This is a genomic window from Aestuariivivens sediminis, from assembly GCF_022662105.1.
Classification (GTDB): domain Bacteria; phylum Bacteroidota; class Bacteroidia; order Flavobacteriales; family Flavobacteriaceae; genus Aestuariivivens; species Aestuariivivens sediminis.
In genome coordinates this window covers 414,529-432,827 of record NZ_JAKMCP010000003.1, presented here as the reverse complement: position 1 = coordinate 432,827, position 18,299 = coordinate 414,529, and the positions used below count along the sequence as shown (strand labels likewise).

Below are 18,299 nucleotides of genomic sequence, written 5' to 3'. Positions count from 1 at the left end.
GGTATGTAAAAGTTTGAAGTACTTTGTACAATAATTTTTTATCCATTGCCGCTTTGTTTTGAGTTTTTTGACGCTCAATCTATTTCACCTTACTCACCGTTGTTATTCGTAAAACTGTAACGTATTAATAAACCATTACAACTAATGAGAACAACAATTACCCTAACCAAACATTTTGTAGTCAGGAACTATAAAATGTCGACTAAAACACCCTTTCGTGTTTTAATGACCTGTAAAACTGCGCTACATTTGATGCTCGTTTTTAGTGTCTTATGCATTTTTAATCCGGGTTCTGCTCAAAGCGCCATGAGCCATCATAATGAACCGTCTTTTATCACCGATTTTTTTACCTATTATCTTGAAGGCATAACTTCGAAAACAGCCAATATCTATACAAATGATACCAATTGGCATACCATAAGCACCTATGAGCTATCGGGAAGTTCGGTATTGAACAATGCCGTAATGCCACCCACAAAACTCAGCCTGGAACAGGTGAGGGATGGAGATGGATCTGTTTTAGGCTCCGTTGAATGGCAAAACGGAAATGCCGGGGCCTCCAATGCCCATTATGTGGAAGGCTGGGGCATTCCATATCGACTTATCTTTACCAATCTTACAGATGGCAATCATTCGGTGGATATCGCCTGGGACATCAAACACTCCGATAAACATGCCATTGATTTTATAAGTTATTATGAACTTTTGAATTACCCGATTGGTTCCCATGCCGCAAGTTTCGGCCATGAGCCAGAACCGATCGATCCGACCGACGGATATGGAGCATCCATTGTCTCAGGACCGAATTATGGTAATATTCCAATACCAACGTTACCAGCAGCCCCTGATAATTTATTTGATGATTTAGCTTTGGCAATGAAAGAGCGAATGACCATTTGGAATGGAACCATTAATTCGATGGCCTACATATCAGAAGGATCCCTTATTGATGCCTCCTCTACTACCATGCTTCGAATTCATTTTACCAGTACAGCCGCTACAGTTATTCTTTCATGGTCTGGTCATATTGCCACTGAGGACACTTGGGGAATCGGTAATTCTGCCAAAGCCGTGAGCGGGTCACCCTACCATACGCGTGTACTGCAATGGAGTCCTAACGATGACGATGTATTTAGTTCTGTAGGTAACCAGGACCGTTCACTTTCTGCTGCAGCCGTTATAGACCCGCCTCCCTGTGAAATTACTGGGCCTGATCCGGTATGTCCTAGTTCAACAGGTCATGTTTATCAAAACAATGCCATTATGGATCCAAGTGTCATTCCGGATGGCTATAATTATGAATGGAGTATATCCGGAGATGGAAGTATCCCTCCCAATTCAGATGGCCCAACAGTTTCCGTTACTGCCGGAAGTTCATGTAATGGAAGCTATACCTTGACTTTAACCATTAGAACAGATGCCGATATTTTTGTAACATCTTGTAGTAAAATTGTAAGTGTTATTGATAGTACAGCACCAACTTTAACAGGAACCATTCCTTCGGGGCAGACAGGTATTGATGATTGTATTGCAAATGTACCAACTGGTCCGACCGAGGCCACCATCGCTGCCCAGTTCACTGATGGGTGTGGAGGGGCCATAAGTGTCGTAAAGAGTGGATCTCCAACGGGAGATGACTGTTCATGGAGTGTCACCTATACTTATGCGGTTACTGACAATTGTGGTAATTCTTATTCGCCATCTCCAACAGTTACTTATAGTGGAGGAGATGATACAGCACCTACTTTAACAGGATCCATTCCTTCAGGTCAGACAGGTATTGATGATTGTATAGCCAATGCACCGGCCGGTCCGACGGAAAGTGATATCGCCAATCAATATACCGATGGGTGTGGAGGGGCCATAAGTGTCGTAAAGAGTGGATCTCCAACGGGAGATGATTGTTCATGGAGTGTTACCTACAATTATACGATAGCGGACAAGTGCGGTAACTATGCAACGGCTGTAGACATTACTTATAGTGGTGGTGATGACACGGCTCCAAGCTTGACAGGTTCGATTCCTTCGGGCCAAACCGGTATTGATGATTGTATATCCAATGCGCCGGCCGGTCCGACGGAGAGTGATATAGCCAATCAATATACCGATGGTTGTGGTGGTAGCATTACCGTTGTTAAGACGGGTTCACCTACTGGGGATGACTGTTCATGGAGTGTTACCTACAATTATACGATAGCAGACAAGTGCGGTAACTATGCAACGGCTGTAGACATTACCTATAGTGGAGGTGATGACACGGCTCCGAGCTTGACAGGTTCGATTCCCTCGGGCCAAACCGGTATTGATGATTGCATAGCCAATGCACCAGCCGGTCCGACGGAGAGTGATATAGCCAATCAATATACCGATGGTTGTGGTGGTAGCATTACCGTTGTTAAGACGGGTTCACCTACTGGGGATGACTGTTCATGGAGCGTTACCTACAATTATACGATAGCGGACAAGTGCGGTAACTATGCAACGGCTGTAGACATTACTTATAGTGGTGGTGATGACACGGCTCCGAGCTTGACAGGTTCGATTCCCTCAGGCCAGACGGGTATTGATGATTGCATAGCCAATGCACCGGCCGGTCCGACGGAAAGTGATATAGCCAATCAATATACCGATGGTTGTGGTGGTAGCATTACCGTTGTTAAGACGGGTTCACCTACTGGGGATGACTGTTCATGGAGCGTTACCTACAATTATACGATAGCGGACAAGTGCGGTAACTATGCAACGGCTGTAGACATTACCTATAGTGGAGGTGATGATACTGATCCGGTAATTGATTATTGTCCATCAGATATTACTTTGGAATGTGATGACTCGATCCTACCTGCCAATACAGGTAGTGCAACCGCAACCGATAACTGTGATGATGTCACACCTACATACTCAGACAGTCAGGTTGATAATGGGTGTCAATCAATTATTACAAGAACTTGGACCGCTTCCGATGTTTGTGGTAATTCAACACAATGTGTACAATATATTATTGTTCGAGATACTGAAGCACCCACTATTACGTGCACCACCGAAGGCAATGCGACATTTTCGGACAACTGTTCTTCCGAACCGAATATCACGAGATATTACCGGGATAATGGATCAAGTAGAAACTGGACCGCCATTGATGAAAGCGGTAACATAGCCACGATGTCCTGTGATCTGAGTCCGGCTCCTGCAAAAGCAGCACCAACTAAAACGAAATTGAATCCGAAAAATGCCTTGATCAGGGCGTACCCGAATCCGTTCAGGGACTCTGTGAAGTTTGTGGTGGATATTCCCGAGGATACCGAGGCAAGCCTTAAGTTAGTGAATCTGCAGGGACAAGTTGTGCAGACGGTCTATGAAGGAGCCCTTACCAAAGGCATACATACTTTTGAGGCCAGAGGATTTTCTTATAATCCGTCGTTACTTATTTACATTTTAAATTATGGGGGTGAGAAATTAACCGGTAAACTCATAAAGAATTAAATCATAGATATAAAAAAGCGACCAGAACGGTCGCTTTTTTATTAATTCCGTTCCAATAGCGCCATATAAAATCCGTCGAAGCCCGACGTATGTGCCAATAGGGTTTGGTCCTTTATTAAACTGAAAGGTGCTCCGGACTCTGATTTCAGGAATGCCTCTATTTGGTTTTGATTTTCTGAGGGTAAGATTGAGCATGTCGCATACACCAATTGTCCGCCCACATTAACCATTCTGGAATACTGTTGCAAAAGGTCCTGCTGTGTCCGTTTTAGATTATCCAAAAACTGAGGCTCTAATTTCCATTTGGCATCTGGATTTCGCCTTAACACCCCGAGTCCGGAGCAGGGGGCATCAATTAATACACGATCCGCTTTATCGTATAATTTTTTTATCACTTTTGTGGAGTCGATATGACGGGTTTCGATGTTATGAGCGCCATTGCGTCTGGCCCTTCGTTTTAATTCTTGCAGTTTGTTGGCATAAATGTCCAGAGCTATAATTTGCCCTTTGTTTTCCATCAAGGCCGCTATGTGCAGGGTTTTACCCCCGGCGCCCGCACAGGCGTCCACGACACGCATTCCCGGTTTGACATTCAGAAATTCGGCGACCAGTTGGGATGACGCATCTTGTACTTCAAAATAACCATTTTTAAAGGCTTCGGTTGTAAATACATTAGTACGCTCTTTGAGTTTTAGAGCGTTGGGATAGTCTTTTAAAAATTCGGTTTCAATATCTAAATCGAATAACTCGGACTGTAATTGATCTTTAGAGGTTTTAAGGGTATTCACTCTTAAAATAACATCGGCCTGTGTATTTAATGCCGCGATTTCTTTGGTCCATAGCGCTTCGCCCAATTCTGTCTCTCCCATAGTATCCAGCCAATCCGGAATGGATTCTCTCAAGGCTCTGATTTTAGACCATTCGTCAAATCGCCCTTTTATTTTTCGGGTAGGCGTATTTTCAAAATATTTCCAATCGGGTAATTTAAGACCCTTTAAAGTCGCCCAAACCGCAAACATGCGCCATAAGTTATCCCGGTCAAAGGGTTCTTTCACTTCTGCAATCTCCGCATACAGGCGCTTCCAGCGAACGATATCATAGGTGGTTTCAGCAACAAAGGAGCGATCACGGGAACCCCAGCGTTTGTCGCGTTTTAGCAGTTGTTGGATGACCTTATCGGCATATTGGTGGTCATTAAATATTTGGGTTAATCCATCAATAACCGCAAAGCATAAATTTCTGTGTAATCGCATGTAATTCATTTAAAGGTGCAAAGATAGTCATAAAGTCATTTACTTGACATTAAATCACCAGGCTTTAAACCTTTTAAAATGAGGGATGTCTAAAATCAAAATGTGGTCCATGAAAAAAAGCTTTTCCATTTTTATAGTGCTCGTTTTGTGGTTGTCGTGTACCAAAAATATGGATGTGGCCGAAAATATGAATGATGAACTCGAGCTAATAAAAAAACCCAATATCCTATTGGTGATTGCTGACGATCTAGGTATTGACGCCATGCCGGGCTACAGTTTGGGGTCGGTTAAACCCCATATGCCAAATTTGGAATTACTCATGAACGAGGGTATTCGTTTTAACAATGTGTGGTCTTATGGCGTTTGTACGCCTGCTCGAGCGAGTATATTAACAGGTAAATATGGTTTTAGGACTCAAGTAACCCGGGTAGGACAGACCTTATCGACTTCAGAAATGTCCCTGCAAAAGTTTTTGGATGTGTCAAATTCGGGCTATTCGCATGCTGTGATAGGGAAATGGCATCTTTCTTCCCAGGTGAACCACCCCCTTAGTATGGGGATAGGTACGTTTTCAGGGGTGATAGGTGGTGGATTACGATCCTATTGGAATTGGGATTTGGTGGAAAACGGACAGACCCATAATTCGACCGTGTATAATACCACAAAGCTTACGGATTTGGCCATTGATTGGATAATAGATCAAGATCAACCGTGGTTTTTATGGTTGGCCTACAATGCGCCACACACGCCGTTTCATTTACCTGAAAGCGATTTGCATTATGAGGATACCCTGCCTTCAGATGACATGAGCATCGAAGCCAATCCCCTGCCTTATTATATGGCGATGCTGGAAGCTATGGATACCGAAATGGGAAGGCTATTGGACGCGTTAAGTGCGGAAGATTTAGAGAATACGGTGATTATATTCATAGGGGATAATGGAACTCCAAATAATGTGGTTCAGGACTTTTCAAGGCGTCATGCCAAAAACAGTATTTACGAAGGCGGTATCAGGGTACCCATGGTCATTTCTGGAAAAAATGTAAATAGAAAGGGCAGGTATGAAGAGGCCTTGTTAAATACCACCGATTTATATGCAACTATAGCCTCTATAGCTGGAGTGAATGTTAGCGATATTAACGACAGTAAAAATTTTGAGTCCTTGCTGGGTTCACCAAATCTGAAAGTTAGGGATTATGCCTATGCAGAATGGGACAATGGGGCGGGAGATCTGGATTGTGCCATAAGAGATGAAATCTACAAGTATATAACCTTTGCTAATGGTGATGAAGCCTTTTACAATCTAAAATCGGATCCACTGGAAACTGAAAATTTACTTGAGGTTCCCCAAAGTCCTCTTACTCAAGCCGAGGCTACTGCCTTGGCTAACTTAAAGAATGAACTCGGAAAATTAAAATTATAATGTTAAAATCTATTTATATGCTCGTATTTCGATATGTTTTTAAAATTGGATCACTGTTTTTTTTGCTCATTATTGCTTGTTCAGGTGGAGATGATCAGGTAACTGAAAAGCAAGAGGAAGGGAATGAAGCAACAAGCTATGACATTAGTTCTATCTTGTTAAAATTTGAAGGTACAGGTTTATCCTATGAGGTCAGCGGGAATACCGTAATATTCACCACCCAGGATTTGCCAAACCACACCAGCCCGTATTGGCCCGTCGACAACCCACTTTATGAAGATTACAATGGCACGAACTCAAGTTGGAGACAAAACCCAAATGAAATCAGAACACAAAATATAATGTTTACCATTCCGCTTCACCCGGAGGAGGCGTCCAATAAACAAGCGACACCTTTGGGGCCCATTGGAATATCCAGAAATGGAATTGTGTTTTTCAATCAGTATGCCGGACCTGATGAGCCATTGACCAATGAGATCAATTCTTTTGATCAGTGGTTGGGGCATCCCCAACGTATAGGAATCTATCATTACCATATAGAACCTGCCTTTTTGACCTCACAATTTGGGGATGAGGCCTTTTTAGGTTTGTTGGCCGATGGCTTCCCTGTTTACGGCCCTATTGAAAATGGGATAACAATAACGAATGACGATTTGGATATGTATCATGGACATACCTCTGTAACACCAGATTTCCCGGAGGGTATCTACCATTATCATATTACGGGTGAAGATCCGTATTTAAATGGTAACGGCTACTATGGTGTACCAGGAAATATTTCACAGTAATTGAAAAGTAAATGGATATATACAATAGGTGTGTTGTTGATGTGTTTTTCATGTCGGGATAATACCTCTTTGTCCTATGTTGATGCCTCCAATGGTGGATTGAAACTAGAAAATGGGGTCTTGTTTTATCATAAAAAACCTTATACCGGGCATTTGGTTTCAAAATATTTAGATGAAAGTCCTAAATCTGATATTGAATATAAAGATGGTCGGAAGATCGGGTTTGAGAGGCACTGGTATTCTGATGGTAGATTATCGGAAGAACGCCATTACACAAAGGGGATAAAAACAGGAATACACAAATCGTGGTGGAAGGACGGCAGACCAAAGTTTGAATACCATTTTAATGAAAAGGGAGAATTTCATGGCGTTGTTAAGGAATGGTACAAATCGGGTCGATTATATCGTTATTTTAACTATACGAGGGGGCAAGAGGACGGACCTCAGCATTTGTGGAAATCAGATGGCACCATCAAGGCAAATTACCATGTGGTTCATGGCGAACGGTTTGGTTTAATCGGTTTAAAAAAGTGTTATACGGTAAAGGGTGGTCAAGATGAACTTAACTAATTATGCATGGATTTACAGTCCAGATAGGTATCGGGAACCTTCCGGATACTGTAAAGGCATGAGGATGAAATTTACAGCGATACTACTCATGTTATTTATCCTGGTTTCTTGTAAGCATGGAGCCAACGAAACTAAAGATGTTACGCTTAAATTACCTTATTTCAATACGGCCGATTTTACGCCCGACTGGGAAGTAGCGGCACATAAAATTCCACAGTTTGCCTTTGTGAATCAAAATGGCGGTATCATTTCCAACGAAACCTTCAAGGGTAAAATTTATATAGCCGATTTCTTTTTTACAAGTTGCCCCGGTATATGTCCAAAACTCACAAAGAATATGGGTAAACTGCAAGACACCTATGCCGATAACGATACAGTTTTATTGCTGTCGCATACCGTTATGCCATGGAAAGATTCCATACCCCTGCTAAAGACGTATGCAAAAAAGAATCAAGTAAATGTTAAAAAATGGCATTTGGTAACCGGCGATAAAGGGGCTATTTATTCCATAGCGAGGGAGGGGTATTTAGCCGATGAAGATTTTACAAAAACCCAGGATGAAAGCAGTTTTATACATACCGAAAACTTTATTTTAGTGGATAAAGAAGGGTTTATACGTGGCGTTTATAATGGGACATTAGAAGTTGATGTAGAACGATTGAAGCGACATGTAAGGGTGTTGCTGAATGAAATTTAAAGGGTCCGGAGTTTAAAATTGGTATAAGATTTTTTTTTGACAGGGATTCATGCCAGTTCTTGAGGCTTTTTCTATTTTTATAAAAAAAAATAATGACACGTTTTATCGTAATTATAGTTGTAGTCTGTTTTTCCTGTAGGAAGGAAAATAAATTTGTATCGCGGAATATGAATACAGTTGAAATTCATACTATTTTAGAAGATTCCCTTTTAAGTATACGGGCCATTGAATTGTTAAATGACAAAAGTTTGACTTTTGCGGCGAATGGAGGGGTATTTGGGTTGTACAATCCCAAAACCGGATTATGGCAGACCTCAGTACAAAAACAAGATTCACTGCGCCCCCATTTTAGAGCGGTGGCCCATACGGGTGAAGATTTTTTTATGCTGAGCATTGCATCCCCGGCTTTGTTGTTTAAAACGGGAGATGAAGGTAAGATGGAACTCGTTTACAAAGAGATCGCCGATGGCGTTTTTTATGATGCCATGACCTTTTGGAACGATCTGGAAGGACTGGCCATTGGGGATAGTGTTGATGGGTGTTTGTCCGTTATTATAACTCGAGATGGAGGAAATACCTGGATGAAAACCCCATGCCGCGATTTACCCGAGGGGTTGGCGCATGAAGGGGCCTTTGCTGCCAGTAATACCAATATTGCAATCGTTGGAAACCAGACCTGGGTAGCCACAACGGCCGGACGCGTTTATCATTCCTCCGACAAAGGAAAAACCTGGGTGGTTTATGATACGCCTATCGTTAAGGAAAAGGATACTGAAGGAATATATGCCATTGATTTTTATGATGACTTGAATGGCTTTGCTATTGGGGGTGATTATACCAACCCCGATGCCCATGCCGCGAACAAAATAAGAACTATGGATGGCGGTAAAACCTGGCATTTGGTGGCTAAAGACCAGATCCCCGGTTATAGAAGCTGTGTGCAATATGTACCGGGTAGCGCAGGAAAAGAATTGGTTGCTGTTGGATTTCAGGGAATTGATTACAGCAGTGACTCCGGTACCTCATGGAAGCATTTAAGTGATGCGTCCTTTTACACCATTCGATTTTTAAATGATAGTACAGCCTATGCCGGGGGCCGAGGTCGTATATCCATGTTGACCTTTAGGGAATAAAAAAAAGAGCTTTCGCTCTTTTTAATCTTTGTCAGGACGTGATGGTCTATGCCTTTTGTACTGTTCGAAAAGTTTTCTATTAAAATCTTCCTCGGCCACTTTTAGTGACAAAATTTTTTGAGCAGGGAGTATGTTTTTTAATTTAGAAAAAAGGAGCTCGTTTTCTTTATGCAATTGGTCATGAGCAGAAATTAATCTGTCTAATAAGGTATTGGCCCGGTCGTTGGAAAGCGTGTCCAGGTTTTCTTTAATCTCTCTACGAATGCTCCTGAGCTCTTTGTGTTTTATTTGTATGGTATTTTGTTCATAGGTGTTGTAAACAGGCCAAAATTCCTGGGCTTCCTTTGCTGTTAGGTCCAGCCTTTCGGTTAAAAATGAAATTTTAAGCGCCTTAATTTGCTCTCTTTTCGGTTGAGCATAATTACTGAAGGAGTGAATGACAAGGAATATGAAAAGAATGTAGCGTTTCATGGTTAATAGTTATTTTTTTCAAGGATTAAATCTTCAACCTCGGTATGGTTCAATAAATACGATTCAATTTGATCTTCGTTTAAATGGTAATCGACAATTTCCTCTTCTTTGATGTCTTCTTCCAATAACAACGTGGCGATCTCATAAGTTCCCATATTTTCTTCAATAAAATAATTTTCCACAGTTTCGGTATCTAAATGGTTCCAGATATTCGATTCGGCTTTAAAAATGGGCCAGATGAGAAGCAATGCTATCGCGGCTGCAATACTGGAAGCATAGATGAGTTTTTGTTTACTGAATATGGAAATAACGGGTGAAGCTTCTTTTTTGATCACGTTTTCCATAACCCGATCCTCCAGAGTACTGAAATAGTGATCGGGGGTTTTAAAACCAGGATTCCGAACGAATTCCCCGGCTTTCATGCGATTTAAAGTCGAATCTTCCAAAGTCGTAAAATACCCTTTGGGCGTTTTAAATCCGGTTTCAGTGATATGATGTATACGCTTTTTTCCCATAGTATTAAATAAGACTCTTTTTTTATTTAATAGTTTAATTTTGAGTTAAATAGGTTTCAATTTTTTTTACGGCAATATGGTATGATGCTTTAAGTGCGCCTTCGCTGGTCCCTAAAATTATCGCCATATCCTTATATTTTAAATTTTCGAAATATTTCATATTGAATACTAATTGTTGTTTTTCCGGCAATGTAGCGATGGCATTTTGTAATTTTAATTGGATATCATTTCCTTCAAAATAAACATCAGACTTTAAATGGCTAATAGCACGTTGCTGGACGGCTTCACTTGTAATTTGCAATCTGTTGGCCTTTTTACTGATAAAGGTTAAGGCTTCATTGGTTGCAATGCGATACATCCAGGAAAACAATTTACTATCTCCCTTAAAGTTATGGATATTTTTAAATATCTTAATAAAGGTATTTTGTAAGACGTCGTCGGCATCGTCATGCAGCTTCACGATATGTCGTATGTGCCAATACAAGCGTTCTTTATAGAGGTGCACTAAAGCTCTATAGGCTTTTTCTTGATGGATAGGGGATTGCAGCTGTTTAACTAAATCTTCTTCGTTAGTCACTTAATTTTTCTTATTGGACCTCTAAATATATTAAAAGTTTAAATGCAATTTACCGCAATCCTTAAAAGGTTGATAATTAACAACATAGTTTTGTAAAAATCGATAAAATGCATATTTAGGCGATAAAATGCAAATTTTTCTTGCTTGCTACTAGGTTTTGTACTATGTTTGTAACAGAAACCTACTTATGTTGTTAGTTGTCCCCAAATCTAACAATGAACGATAAAAAGGATAGATGCCCAAATCTCTATCCTTTTTTATTTTTACACGTCTTTATTTGTTTTGAACGTTTCGTTGGTTTTAACCTTGTGAAATACAGGATAAAATCCGGAGATGGGATGATTAATCGAAACTTTGCATGGCCACTAATTTTTTATAGACACCGTTCTCAGAAATGAGGTCGTTATGCTTGCCTTGTTCTACTATTTTACCTTTGTGAAGGACAATGATGGTATCTGCATTTTGAATGGTGGATAACCTGTGCGCAATAACGATGGAGGTCCTGTTTCTCATCATGTTTTCCAGGGCTTCCTGCACCAGTCGCTCGCTTTCGGTGTCCAATGCAGATGTCGCTTCATCCAAAACCATGATGGGAGGGGATTTTAATACAGCACGGGCAATGCTTAAACGCTGCTTCTGACCTCCTGACAGATTAGCACCGGCATCACCGATATTATAATCCAGTACACCATCGAGATCTTTGACAAATTCCCAGGCATTGGCCACTTTAAGGGCTTCAATGATGTCCTTGTCGGTTGCCGCATCATTGCCCAATTTCAGGTTATTTTTTATGCTGTCGTTAAATAGAAGGGCATCTTGGGTAACGATACCCAGAAGTCCTCTGAGCGACCGTATGGATAAGTCTCTAATATCAACACCATCAATAAATATATGGCCTTTATTAACATCATAAAACCGGGTAATAAGATTGGCAATAGTCGACTTCCCACTTCCGGACTGTCCCACCAGAGCAATAGTTTTTCCCTTTGGGATAGTCAATGAAAAATCGGTCAGTACATTTTCCTTATCGTACTTAAAAGAAATATGGTCGAATACGATGTTTTTATCAAAGCTGAGCTTTTCAATGGCATTCACTTTATCCTTCAACGGGTTTTCGGCATCAATAATCTCCTGAATACGTTCGGCTGCCGCATTCCCTTGCTTAATATTATAGAGGCCTCTTGATATGGCCTTGGCAGGTACCATGATATTATAGGCCAGACCCATATAGGCAATAAATGAGGCACCATCAAGGGAATGGTCTACCAAAACTAACTGACCGCCATACCATAATAAGATGGAAATGACTAAAATACCTAAAAACTCACTGGTTGGAGAGGCCAGGTTTTGACGGTTTAATAATTTATTTGAAAAATGATAAAAGCGGTTCGAAGATTCAAAAAATCTCGTTGTGAATTTTTCTTCCGCATTGAATCCCTTAATGATTCGTAAGCCGGTTAAGGTTTCTTCCAAAATAGACAGTATGGTTCCTTGTTCACGTTGTACACGGTCGGATTTACGTTTTAAACTTTTACCAATTCTCGAAATGATCAACCCGGACAATGGTATAAAAATAAAAACGAATAAGGTGAGCTTGAAACTTATGATAAGCATCATAATTATCGTAAAGATAATCATGAGAGGTTCTCGGGCAATCAGCTCTAAAACGGGCAACATAGAATATTGTAAGGTAAATACATCGTTGGTAACTCGCGACATGATGTCTCCTTTTCTTTGCTCTGAAAAATACGAAAGTGGTAACGCCATGGTTTTTTCATATACGGCATTCCTTAAATCGCGAACAACCCCATTTCTTAAAAACACCATGAAATAATTAGCTAAATAGCCAAATATATTTTTTAAAAGGAAAAGGGAAATGATAAGTCCAACCACCAAAAGCAGGGCTTTTTGTGGCTCGTCATCGGCATAGATGCTCAACTGATAGGCCAAATAGTCTTTGTAAAAATCCTTTAAATTACTAAGGCCCTGATAAACCGGTTTTACAATTTGAAAGGCTTCATCCTTTTTCTCAAACAAAATATCCAACATGGGTATTAATGCCACGAAAGACAAAGCTCCAAATAAAGCAAAAAACACATTAGAAATAATGTGTCCTATGGCAAAATGTTTATAAGGTCTTGCGTACCTTAAAATATTAAAAAAATGATTCATTAAATAAGGTTCATGTCTTTTAAAATGGCTTCTGCTTTGGCGTCCAGAAGGGCCTCTGTTTCATGAAAGGCTTCAACGGCATGTAACGCCGTGTTTACACTAACATAAAATTTGATTTTTGGTTCTGTTCCGCTAGGTCTCAAGGCCACCTGACTGCCATCTTCCGTATAATAAATCAATACGTTGGATTTAGGAATATCCAGTTTGATTTCCTCTCCGGTTACCCTATTTTTGGTTATGGACGTGTCATAATCTTCAATTTTCACCACCTTTGAGCCATTGATTACGCTAAAAGGCTTTTCACGGGCGTCGACCATCATCTGCTTAATCTCCTGGGCGCCCTCAATACCTTTTTTGGTAAGGGACACTAATTTTTCTTTATAGAAGCCGTGTTTCATATAAAGTTTTATGAGTTCATTAAAAAACGAACTTTCGTTTGATTTTGAGATCGCGGCAATATCGCAAGCCAATAGGGTGGATGTTACAGCGTCTTTATCGCGAACAAAATCACCGACCATATATCCAAAACTTTCTTCCCCGCCTCCAATAAAATGAAGTTCGGGATGATCCTTAATTAATTTGGCTATCCATTTGAATCCTGTTAATACAATCTTACTTTCAACATCATATGCTTCTGCAAGTTTATTTAACATGGGTGTTGAAACAATAGTAGAGGCAATAAATTCTTTCCCCTTTATTTTGCCCTCAGATTTCCATTGTTTCAACAGGAAATCGGTCATCATCAACATGGTTTGGTTGCCATTTAACAGTTGCAGTTTGTTTTCGTTATTACGTACTGCAACGCCCAATCGGTCACAATCGGGATCCGTTCCAATGACAATATCAGCATTCACTTTTTCAGCGAGTTCCAATGCCATTTTTAATGCGGCTGGTTCCTCAGGATTCGGGGATTCGACCGTTGGGAAGTCACCATTGGGCACTTCCTGTTCTTTTACGATATGTACGTTTTTATACCCGGCACGTTTTAAGGTTTCCGGAACGGCTGTAATGGAGGTGCCATGCAGTGAGGTAAAGACTATGCAAAGGTTGTCCTTAGCCTCTTGGGTTGCTCCAACCGAGCCATTTTTAACAGCGGCTTCAATAAACTTCTCATCAACAGCTGTTCCGATATAGGTGATAAGCTTATTATTGGCCTCAAATTTGATGTCGGCATATTGGATATCGTTTATCCTATCTATTACGGCCTTATCATGAGGAGGCACCAATTGTCCTCCATCTTGCCAATACACTTTATAGCCATTGTATTCCGGCGGATTGTGTGATGCGGTAAGCACAATACCGCAATGGCAATTCAAATGCCTCAGTGCAAATGACAGTTCCGGTGTTGGGCGTAAATCTTCAAACAAAAAAACCTCAATACCATTGGCGGAAAATACATCGGCCACCACTTTGGCCAAGGTTTTACTGTTATGCCTACAGTCGTAGGCAATCACTGTTTTTAGCGTTTCATCGGGAAATTGTTCTTTTAAATACAGGCTTAAACCCTGAGTGCTTTTACCAAGCGTATATTTATTGATTCTATTGGTACCAACGCCCATAATACCACGCATACCACCGGTTCCAAACTCCAGATCCTTATAAAAGCTCTCCTGGATGTCCTTTGGCTTGTGCGCAATACTTTCTTTAATAGTCGATTGAGTTTCATCATCAAATACCGGGGTTAACCATGTATTTATACGTTCGAGGATTTTTGGTTCTATCTTTATCATAATATCTATGAAATATGTACAAAATTAAACAATTGAAAAATAATACTTTTCAAATTTTGATATTTTCTAGGAAACTGGAGAGAAAATGGAATAGTTTGACTAAAAATTCAACTTATTTTTTATGAGATACCTTTTTTTGCTATCCTTTGTACGTAAAATAATTTCGCCTAAAAAACCAGCAACAAAAAACTGTGTTCCAATAATCATGGTTGACAGGGCAAGATAAAACTGTGGGCGTTGTGTAATTAGCCTTCCTGTTGGATTTAAAAATAATTTATCGATGCCCAAATAAACGGCAAAAGCAAAACCAATGGCAAACATGAGTACCCCTAAAGCACCAAATAAATGCATGGGACGTTTACCGAAACGCGATAAGAACCAAATGGTTATTAAATCCAGAAACCCGTGTATAAAACGATCCATGCCAAACTTGGTCTCCCCATATTTTCTTGCCTGGTGGAGAACAACCTTTTCACCTATGTTGGTAAATCCCGCATTTTTTGAGAGTACGGGGATATAACGATGCATTTCCCCATTAACATCTATATTTTTTACAACCTCTTTATTATAGGCTTTCAGACCACAATTAAAATCGTGTAATTTTACCCCGGAAGTTTTTCTGGCTGCCCAATTGAATAGTTTAGAGGGCAGGTTCTTTGAAAGCATGGCGTCATAGCGCTTTTTCTTCCATCCCGATACCAAATCGAAGCCATCATTTACAATCATGCGGTAAAGTTCAGGGATTTCATCCGGATTATCTTGTAAATCGGCATCCATGGTTATCACCACATCACCCTGTGCCTTTTCAAACCCCGCATGCAGCGCCTGCGATTTTCCATAGTTCTTTAAAAATCGGATACCTTTAATGTTAGGGTTTTCTGTAGAAAGAGCTTCAATAATTTGCCAGGAGTTATCCGTACTGCCATCGTCAATAAAAATAATTTCATACGAAAAATGATTGGCTGCCATAACCTTCACAATCCAATCATTTAATTCCTGTAAGGACTCATACTCGTTGAGCAGCGGTATAACTACAGATAAATTCATAAGGGTAATGGAAATTTAACATTTCAAAAGTACATGATTTTTTTTATTTATAAATGCATCTCAAATGCATGGGGAAAATCGTGTACTCATGAAGCGGTTCCCGAAGTAAACTTAAATTTTGTGAATTTCGGGTACAAAATTTAAGTTTACTAAGAAAAATACAGCATTTATTGAGCGTCCGGGTTGGTTTTTTTCATAATGGCTGCAACAATTAAACCCAATATGGTAAAAAGAATAATGCTTTGTGCTATTTGGAATACCTGGGTTTTTAAAGAAAAAATATCCTGGTTTTCCATGGCATCGACTTGTTCTGCAATTTTTTCCGGAGGGGTATTAAATCCTTCCATCATCGAAATGGTTTTTTCAACAGCAATTTCTTTAACGGTATTTGCGGCTTCAGTATCAATGAAGTTAAACAAAATAATACTTACCATAAAACTAATGAGAATACCGATTACGACGGTAATAAAATAGCTCGTAAAGGCGCCTTTAAAGGAGATAAAGCCCCCTTGAAGTTGTTTTGATTTTGCGGTAGCGACCACGCCGGCTGCAACAATAACTATAGGAAGGATGAGCAAATTTATCCAGAAATTTACCAATAATTCTAAATTTAAAGCGTAAGCAATAACGGTCCAAAGGGCTAAAGCGACACCTAAATAGAAGCCATAATCCTTAGCCGAAGCGTTTGATGATTTTTCCATTAATAATAATTTATGAGTTCTTAGTGGTTAGTATTCAAAGATACTAATTCGTTACATGCTTGCAGTAAATAAAAAACAATAAAAAACCATTGTTCATTAATAAAAAATATTTAAATTTGCAGCTCGAAATTTGAAAAGAAAAGTTTAAAGCGATGAGAAAAGGCATACATCCGGAAAATTATAGATTGGTAGCGTTTAAAGACATGTCTAACGATGATGTGTTTATATCAAAATCCACAGCTAACACAAATGAAACGATAGAGGTTGATGGTGTTGAGTATCCACTTGTAAAAATGGAGATTTCAAGAACATCGCATCCTTACTATACCGGTAAATCTAAATTGGTAGATACGGCCGGTCGTATTGATAAGTTTAAAAACAAATATGCTAAATTTAAAAAATAAGTTTAGTTTGAATACGAATAAAGAGCCTTTCAATACCTTTGAAAGGCTTTTTTTATGTATGCCTATGATGTTTTCGAACACATTTGCATACCTTTAAGGTTCCTTGCTATCATTAGAAATTACGACTTATGAATTACATACTTTTTGATGGTCCGTCACGTAACAATTTGTTACCGTTTACTTTTACCAGACCCGTAGCAGATATTAGAGTCGGTATATTGACGATTCGCGAAAAGTGGGAAGTTTATTTAAAGACGACTACAACAACCGTTACTGAAGATTACTTGTCCGATAAGTATCCCATGGTGGAAATGGATGAAAACATCATGATTAATGCCGCTTTTCTGCCCAATTTAGAATTGGTGGAAATGGTTAGGGAGCTTCAGGAAAACCAGGCCATTTTTAAAGATGAAGATATCATTGCATTTTATACCAAAGAAGCTCAGGAGGATATTGATTTTAGTCGTTTTGAAGCCTTAGAGTTTAACGAAGACATTATAAAAATAGAACATATTTGTGATATTTTTTCAAAAAATGATGAGGCTATCCAGGAGGATTTTAATCTTTTGACCAAAGATCGAATCTCTCAACCAATTCCATCAAGTAATCAGGTTATTGGTGCAGAGCACATTTTTATTGAAGAAGGCGCTGTTTTGGAATTTGCCACATTAAATGCGAGTACGGGACCCATTTATATTGGTAAAAATACCGAAATCTTGGAAGGGACCCTTATTCGAGGACCATTGGCCTTATGTGAAGGAGCTGGCACTAAAATGGGCGCTAAAATTTATGGCGCTACCACCATAGGACCGTATTGTAAAGTGGGTGGAGAAGTGAAGAATGTGGTATTTTTTGCCAATTCCAATAAAGGACATGAAGGCTATCTTGGCAATTCGGTGATCGGGGAATGGTGTAATTTGGGTGCCGATACCAATAGTTCCAATTTAAAAAACAATTATGCTGAAGTACGTTTGTGGAATTATGATACCGGGAATTTTGCTAAAACGGGTTTGCAATTTTGCGGATTAATGATGGGCGACCATAGTAAATGTGGTATAAATACCATGTTTAATACCGGAACCGTTGTTGGCGTAAGTGCTAATATTTTTGGTTCGGGATTTCCCAGGAATTTCATTCCTAGTTTCAGTTGGGGCGGTAGTAGCGGCTTTACCACCTACCAAACCAAAAGGGCCTTTGAAGTTGCTGAACGCGTATTTTCCAGACGCGGATTAGAGTTTACGGCTCAAGAACAACATATTTTAGAACAGGTTTTTGAATTGACCAAATCTTACAGAAGATCTTAATTTTTAAGAACCTTAACCCATATTTTCATGC

The 18,299-nt window shown here is 39.8% G+C and carries 16 protein-coding genes; 8 read left to right on the top strand and 8 right to left on the bottom strand.

What is annotated here, in order from left to right; genetic code table 11:
* The first annotated feature begins 144 nt into the window (after positions 1 to 144).
* Positions 145 to 3,483 (top strand): hypothetical protein, encoded by a 3,339-nt coding sequence (locus tag MR054_RS09940; RefSeq protein WP_242157740.1) that lies wholly within the window; start codon positions 145 to 147, stop codon positions 3,481 to 3,483.
* A gap of 41 nt (positions 3,484 to 3,524) precedes the next feature.
* Here MR054_RS09940 and MR054_RS09935 read toward each other — a convergent pair whose 3' ends face one another.
* Positions 3,525 to 4,736 (bottom strand): RsmB/NOP family class I SAM-dependent RNA methyltransferase, encoded by a 1,212-nt coding sequence (locus MR054_RS09935; protein ID WP_242157739.1) that lies wholly within the window; start codon positions 4,734 to 4,736, stop codon positions 3,525 to 3,527.
* Positions 4,737 to 4,845: 109 nt separating this feature from the next.
* On the opposite strand from MR054_RS09935, the gene MR054_RS09930 reads away from it, so the two are divergent.
* From MR054_RS09930 to MR054_RS09910, 5 genes are all read left to right on the top strand, one after another.
* Positions 4,846 to 6,159: a sulfatase-like hydrolase/transferase gene (locus MR054_RS09930; RefSeq protein WP_242157738.1), complete on the top strand. Its 1,314-nt coding sequence runs from the start codon at positions 4,846 to 4,848 to the stop codon at positions 6,157 to 6,159.
* Positions 6,160 to 6,176: 17 nt separating this feature from the next.
* Entirely contained in the window at positions 6,177 to 6,947 is a 771-nt protein-coding gene (locus MR054_RS09925; RefSeq protein ID WP_242157737.1) for a YHYH protein, read from the top strand.
* A gap of 39 nt (positions 6,948 to 6,986) precedes the next feature.
* Entirely contained in the window at positions 6,987 to 7,517 is a 531-nt protein-coding gene (locus MR054_RS09920; protein WP_242157736.1) for a toxin-antitoxin system YwqK family antitoxin, read from the top strand.
* Positions 7,504 to 8,214 (top strand): SCO family protein, encoded by a 711-nt coding sequence (locus tag MR054_RS09915; protein ID WP_242157734.1) that lies wholly within the window; start codon positions 7,504 to 7,506, stop codon positions 8,212 to 8,214. The genes MR054_RS09920 and MR054_RS09915 overlap by 14 nt, the downstream gene beginning before the upstream one ends.
* A gap of 92 nt (positions 8,215 to 8,306) precedes the next feature.
* On the top strand, positions 8,307 to 9,347 hold the full coding sequence (locus MR054_RS09910) for a WD40/YVTN/BNR-like repeat-containing protein (protein WP_420868338.1): 1,041 nt from the start codon (positions 8,307 to 8,309) through the stop codon (positions 9,345 to 9,347).
* A 21-nt stretch (positions 9,348 to 9,368) separates the two neighbouring features.
* Here the strand turns inward: MR054_RS09910 and MR054_RS09905 are convergent, their stop codons facing one another.
* The 7 genes from MR054_RS09905 to MR054_RS09875 all read right to left on the bottom strand — a co-directional run bounded on the left by MR054_RS09905 (position 9,369) and on the right by MR054_RS09875 (position 16,560).
* Complete coding sequence (locus MR054_RS09905; protein WP_242085179.1) at positions 9,369 to 9,818, bottom strand: sensor of ECF-type sigma factor; 450 nt, start codon at positions 9,816 to 9,818, stop codon at positions 9,369 to 9,371.
* Positions 9,819 to 9,820: 2 nt separating this feature from the next.
* A complete protein-coding gene (locus MR054_RS09900; protein WP_242157732.1) occupies positions 9,821 to 10,333 on the bottom strand; it encodes a hypothetical protein in 513 nt (170 codons plus the stop codon).
* A gap of 34 nt (positions 10,334 to 10,367) precedes the next feature.
* The gene (locus MR054_RS09895) at positions 10,368 to 10,910 is read right to left on the bottom strand and encodes an RNA polymerase sigma factor (protein WP_242085177.1); all 543 of its coding nucleotides are present in this window, start codon (positions 10,908 to 10,910) and stop codon (positions 10,368 to 10,370) included.
* Between the two features lie 342 nt (positions 10,911 to 11,252).
* Positions 11,253 to 13,082: an ABC transporter ATP-binding protein gene (locus MR054_RS09890; protein ID WP_242157731.1), complete on the bottom strand. Its 1,830-nt coding sequence runs from the start codon at positions 13,080 to 13,082 to the stop codon at positions 11,253 to 11,255.
* Positions 13,082 to 14,812 (bottom strand): phospho-sugar mutase, encoded by a 1,731-nt coding sequence (locus MR054_RS09885; protein WP_242157730.1) that lies wholly within the window; start codon positions 14,810 to 14,812, stop codon positions 13,082 to 13,084. Before MR054_RS09885 ends, MR054_RS09890 begins: the two co-directional genes overlap by 1 nt.
* 99 nt (positions 14,813 to 14,911) lie before the next feature.
* Positions 14,912 to 15,859, bottom strand: coding sequence for a glycosyltransferase family 2 protein (locus MR054_RS09880; RefSeq protein ID WP_242157728.1), 948 nt, complete (start codon positions 15,857 to 15,859; stop codon positions 14,912 to 14,914).
* 167 nt (positions 15,860 to 16,026) lie between these two features.
* Complete coding sequence (locus MR054_RS09875; RefSeq protein ID WP_242157727.1) at positions 16,027 to 16,560, bottom strand: DUF4199 domain-containing protein; 534 nt, start codon at positions 16,558 to 16,560, stop codon at positions 16,027 to 16,029.
* A 152-nt stretch (positions 16,561 to 16,712) separates the two neighbouring features.
* Between MR054_RS09875 and MR054_RS09870 the strand changes: the two genes are divergently transcribed.
* The gene (locus tag MR054_RS09870) at positions 16,713 to 16,964 is read left to right on the top strand and encodes a type B 50S ribosomal protein L31 (RefSeq protein ID WP_242085172.1); all 252 of its coding nucleotides are present in this window, start codon (positions 16,713 to 16,715) and stop codon (positions 16,962 to 16,964) included.
* A gap of 128 nt (positions 16,965 to 17,092) precedes the next feature.
* Complete coding sequence (locus tag MR054_RS09865; protein WP_242085171.1) at positions 17,093 to 18,268, top strand: GlmU family protein; 1,176 nt, start codon at positions 17,093 to 17,095, stop codon at positions 18,266 to 18,268.
* Positions 18,269 to 18,299: the final 31 nt, after the last annotated feature.

What these genes read in the sequence shown, in the direction of transcription:
- MR054_RS09940 (WP_242157740.1), top strand. Translation starts at nt 145, where the DNA reads ATGAGAACAACAATTACCCTAACCAAACATTTTGTAGTCAGGAACTAT.
- MR054_RS09935 (WP_242157739.1), bottom strand. Translation starts at nt 4,736, where the DNA reads ATGCGATTACACAGAAATTTATGCTTTGCGGTTATTGATGGATTAACC.
- MR054_RS09930 (WP_242157738.1), top strand. Translation starts at nt 4,846, where the DNA reads ATGAAAAAAAGCTTTTCCATTTTTATAGTGCTCGTTTTGTGGTTGTCG.
- MR054_RS09925 (WP_242157737.1), top strand. Translation starts at nt 6,177, where the DNA reads ATGCTCGTATTTCGATATGTTTTTAAAATTGGATCACTGTTTTTTTTG.
- MR054_RS09920 (WP_242157736.1), top strand. Translation starts at nt 6,987, where the DNA reads ATGTGTTTTTCATGTCGGGATAATACCTCTTTGTCCTATGTTGATGCC.
- MR054_RS09915 (WP_242157734.1), top strand. Translation starts at nt 7,504, where the DNA reads ATGAACTTAACTAATTATGCATGGATTTACAGTCCAGATAGGTATCGG.
- MR054_RS09910 (WP_420868338.1), top strand. Translation starts at nt 8,307, where the DNA reads ATGACACGTTTTATCGTAATTATAGTTGTAGTCTGTTTTTCCTGTAGG.
- MR054_RS09905 (WP_242085179.1), bottom strand. Translation starts at nt 9,818, where the DNA reads ATGAAACGCTACATTCTTTTCATATTCCTTGTCATTCACTCCTTCAGT.
- MR054_RS09900 (WP_242157732.1), bottom strand. Translation starts at nt 10,333, where the DNA reads ATGGGAAAAAAGCGTATACATCATATCACTGAAACCGGATTTAAAACG.
- MR054_RS09890 (WP_242157731.1), bottom strand. Translation starts at nt 13,082, where the DNA reads ATGAATCATTTTTTTAATATTTTAAGGTACGCAAGACCTTATAAACAT.
- MR054_RS09885 (WP_242157730.1), bottom strand. Translation starts at nt 14,812, where the DNA reads ATGATAAAGATAGAACCAAAAATCCTCGAACGTATAAATACATGGTTA.
- MR054_RS09880 (WP_242157728.1), bottom strand. Translation starts at nt 15,859, where the DNA reads ATGAATTTATCTGTAGTTATACCGCTGCTCAACGAGTATGAGTCCTTA.
- MR054_RS09875 (WP_242157727.1), bottom strand. Translation starts at nt 16,560, where the DNA reads ATGGAAAAATCATCAAACGCTTCGGCTAAGGATTATGGCTTCTATTTA.
- MR054_RS09870 (WP_242085172.1), top strand. Translation starts at nt 16,713, where the DNA reads ATGAGAAAAGGCATACATCCGGAAAATTATAGATTGGTAGCGTTTAAA.
- MR054_RS09865 (WP_242085171.1), top strand. Translation starts at nt 17,093, where the DNA reads ATGAATTACATACTTTTTGATGGTCCGTCACGTAACAATTTGTTACCG.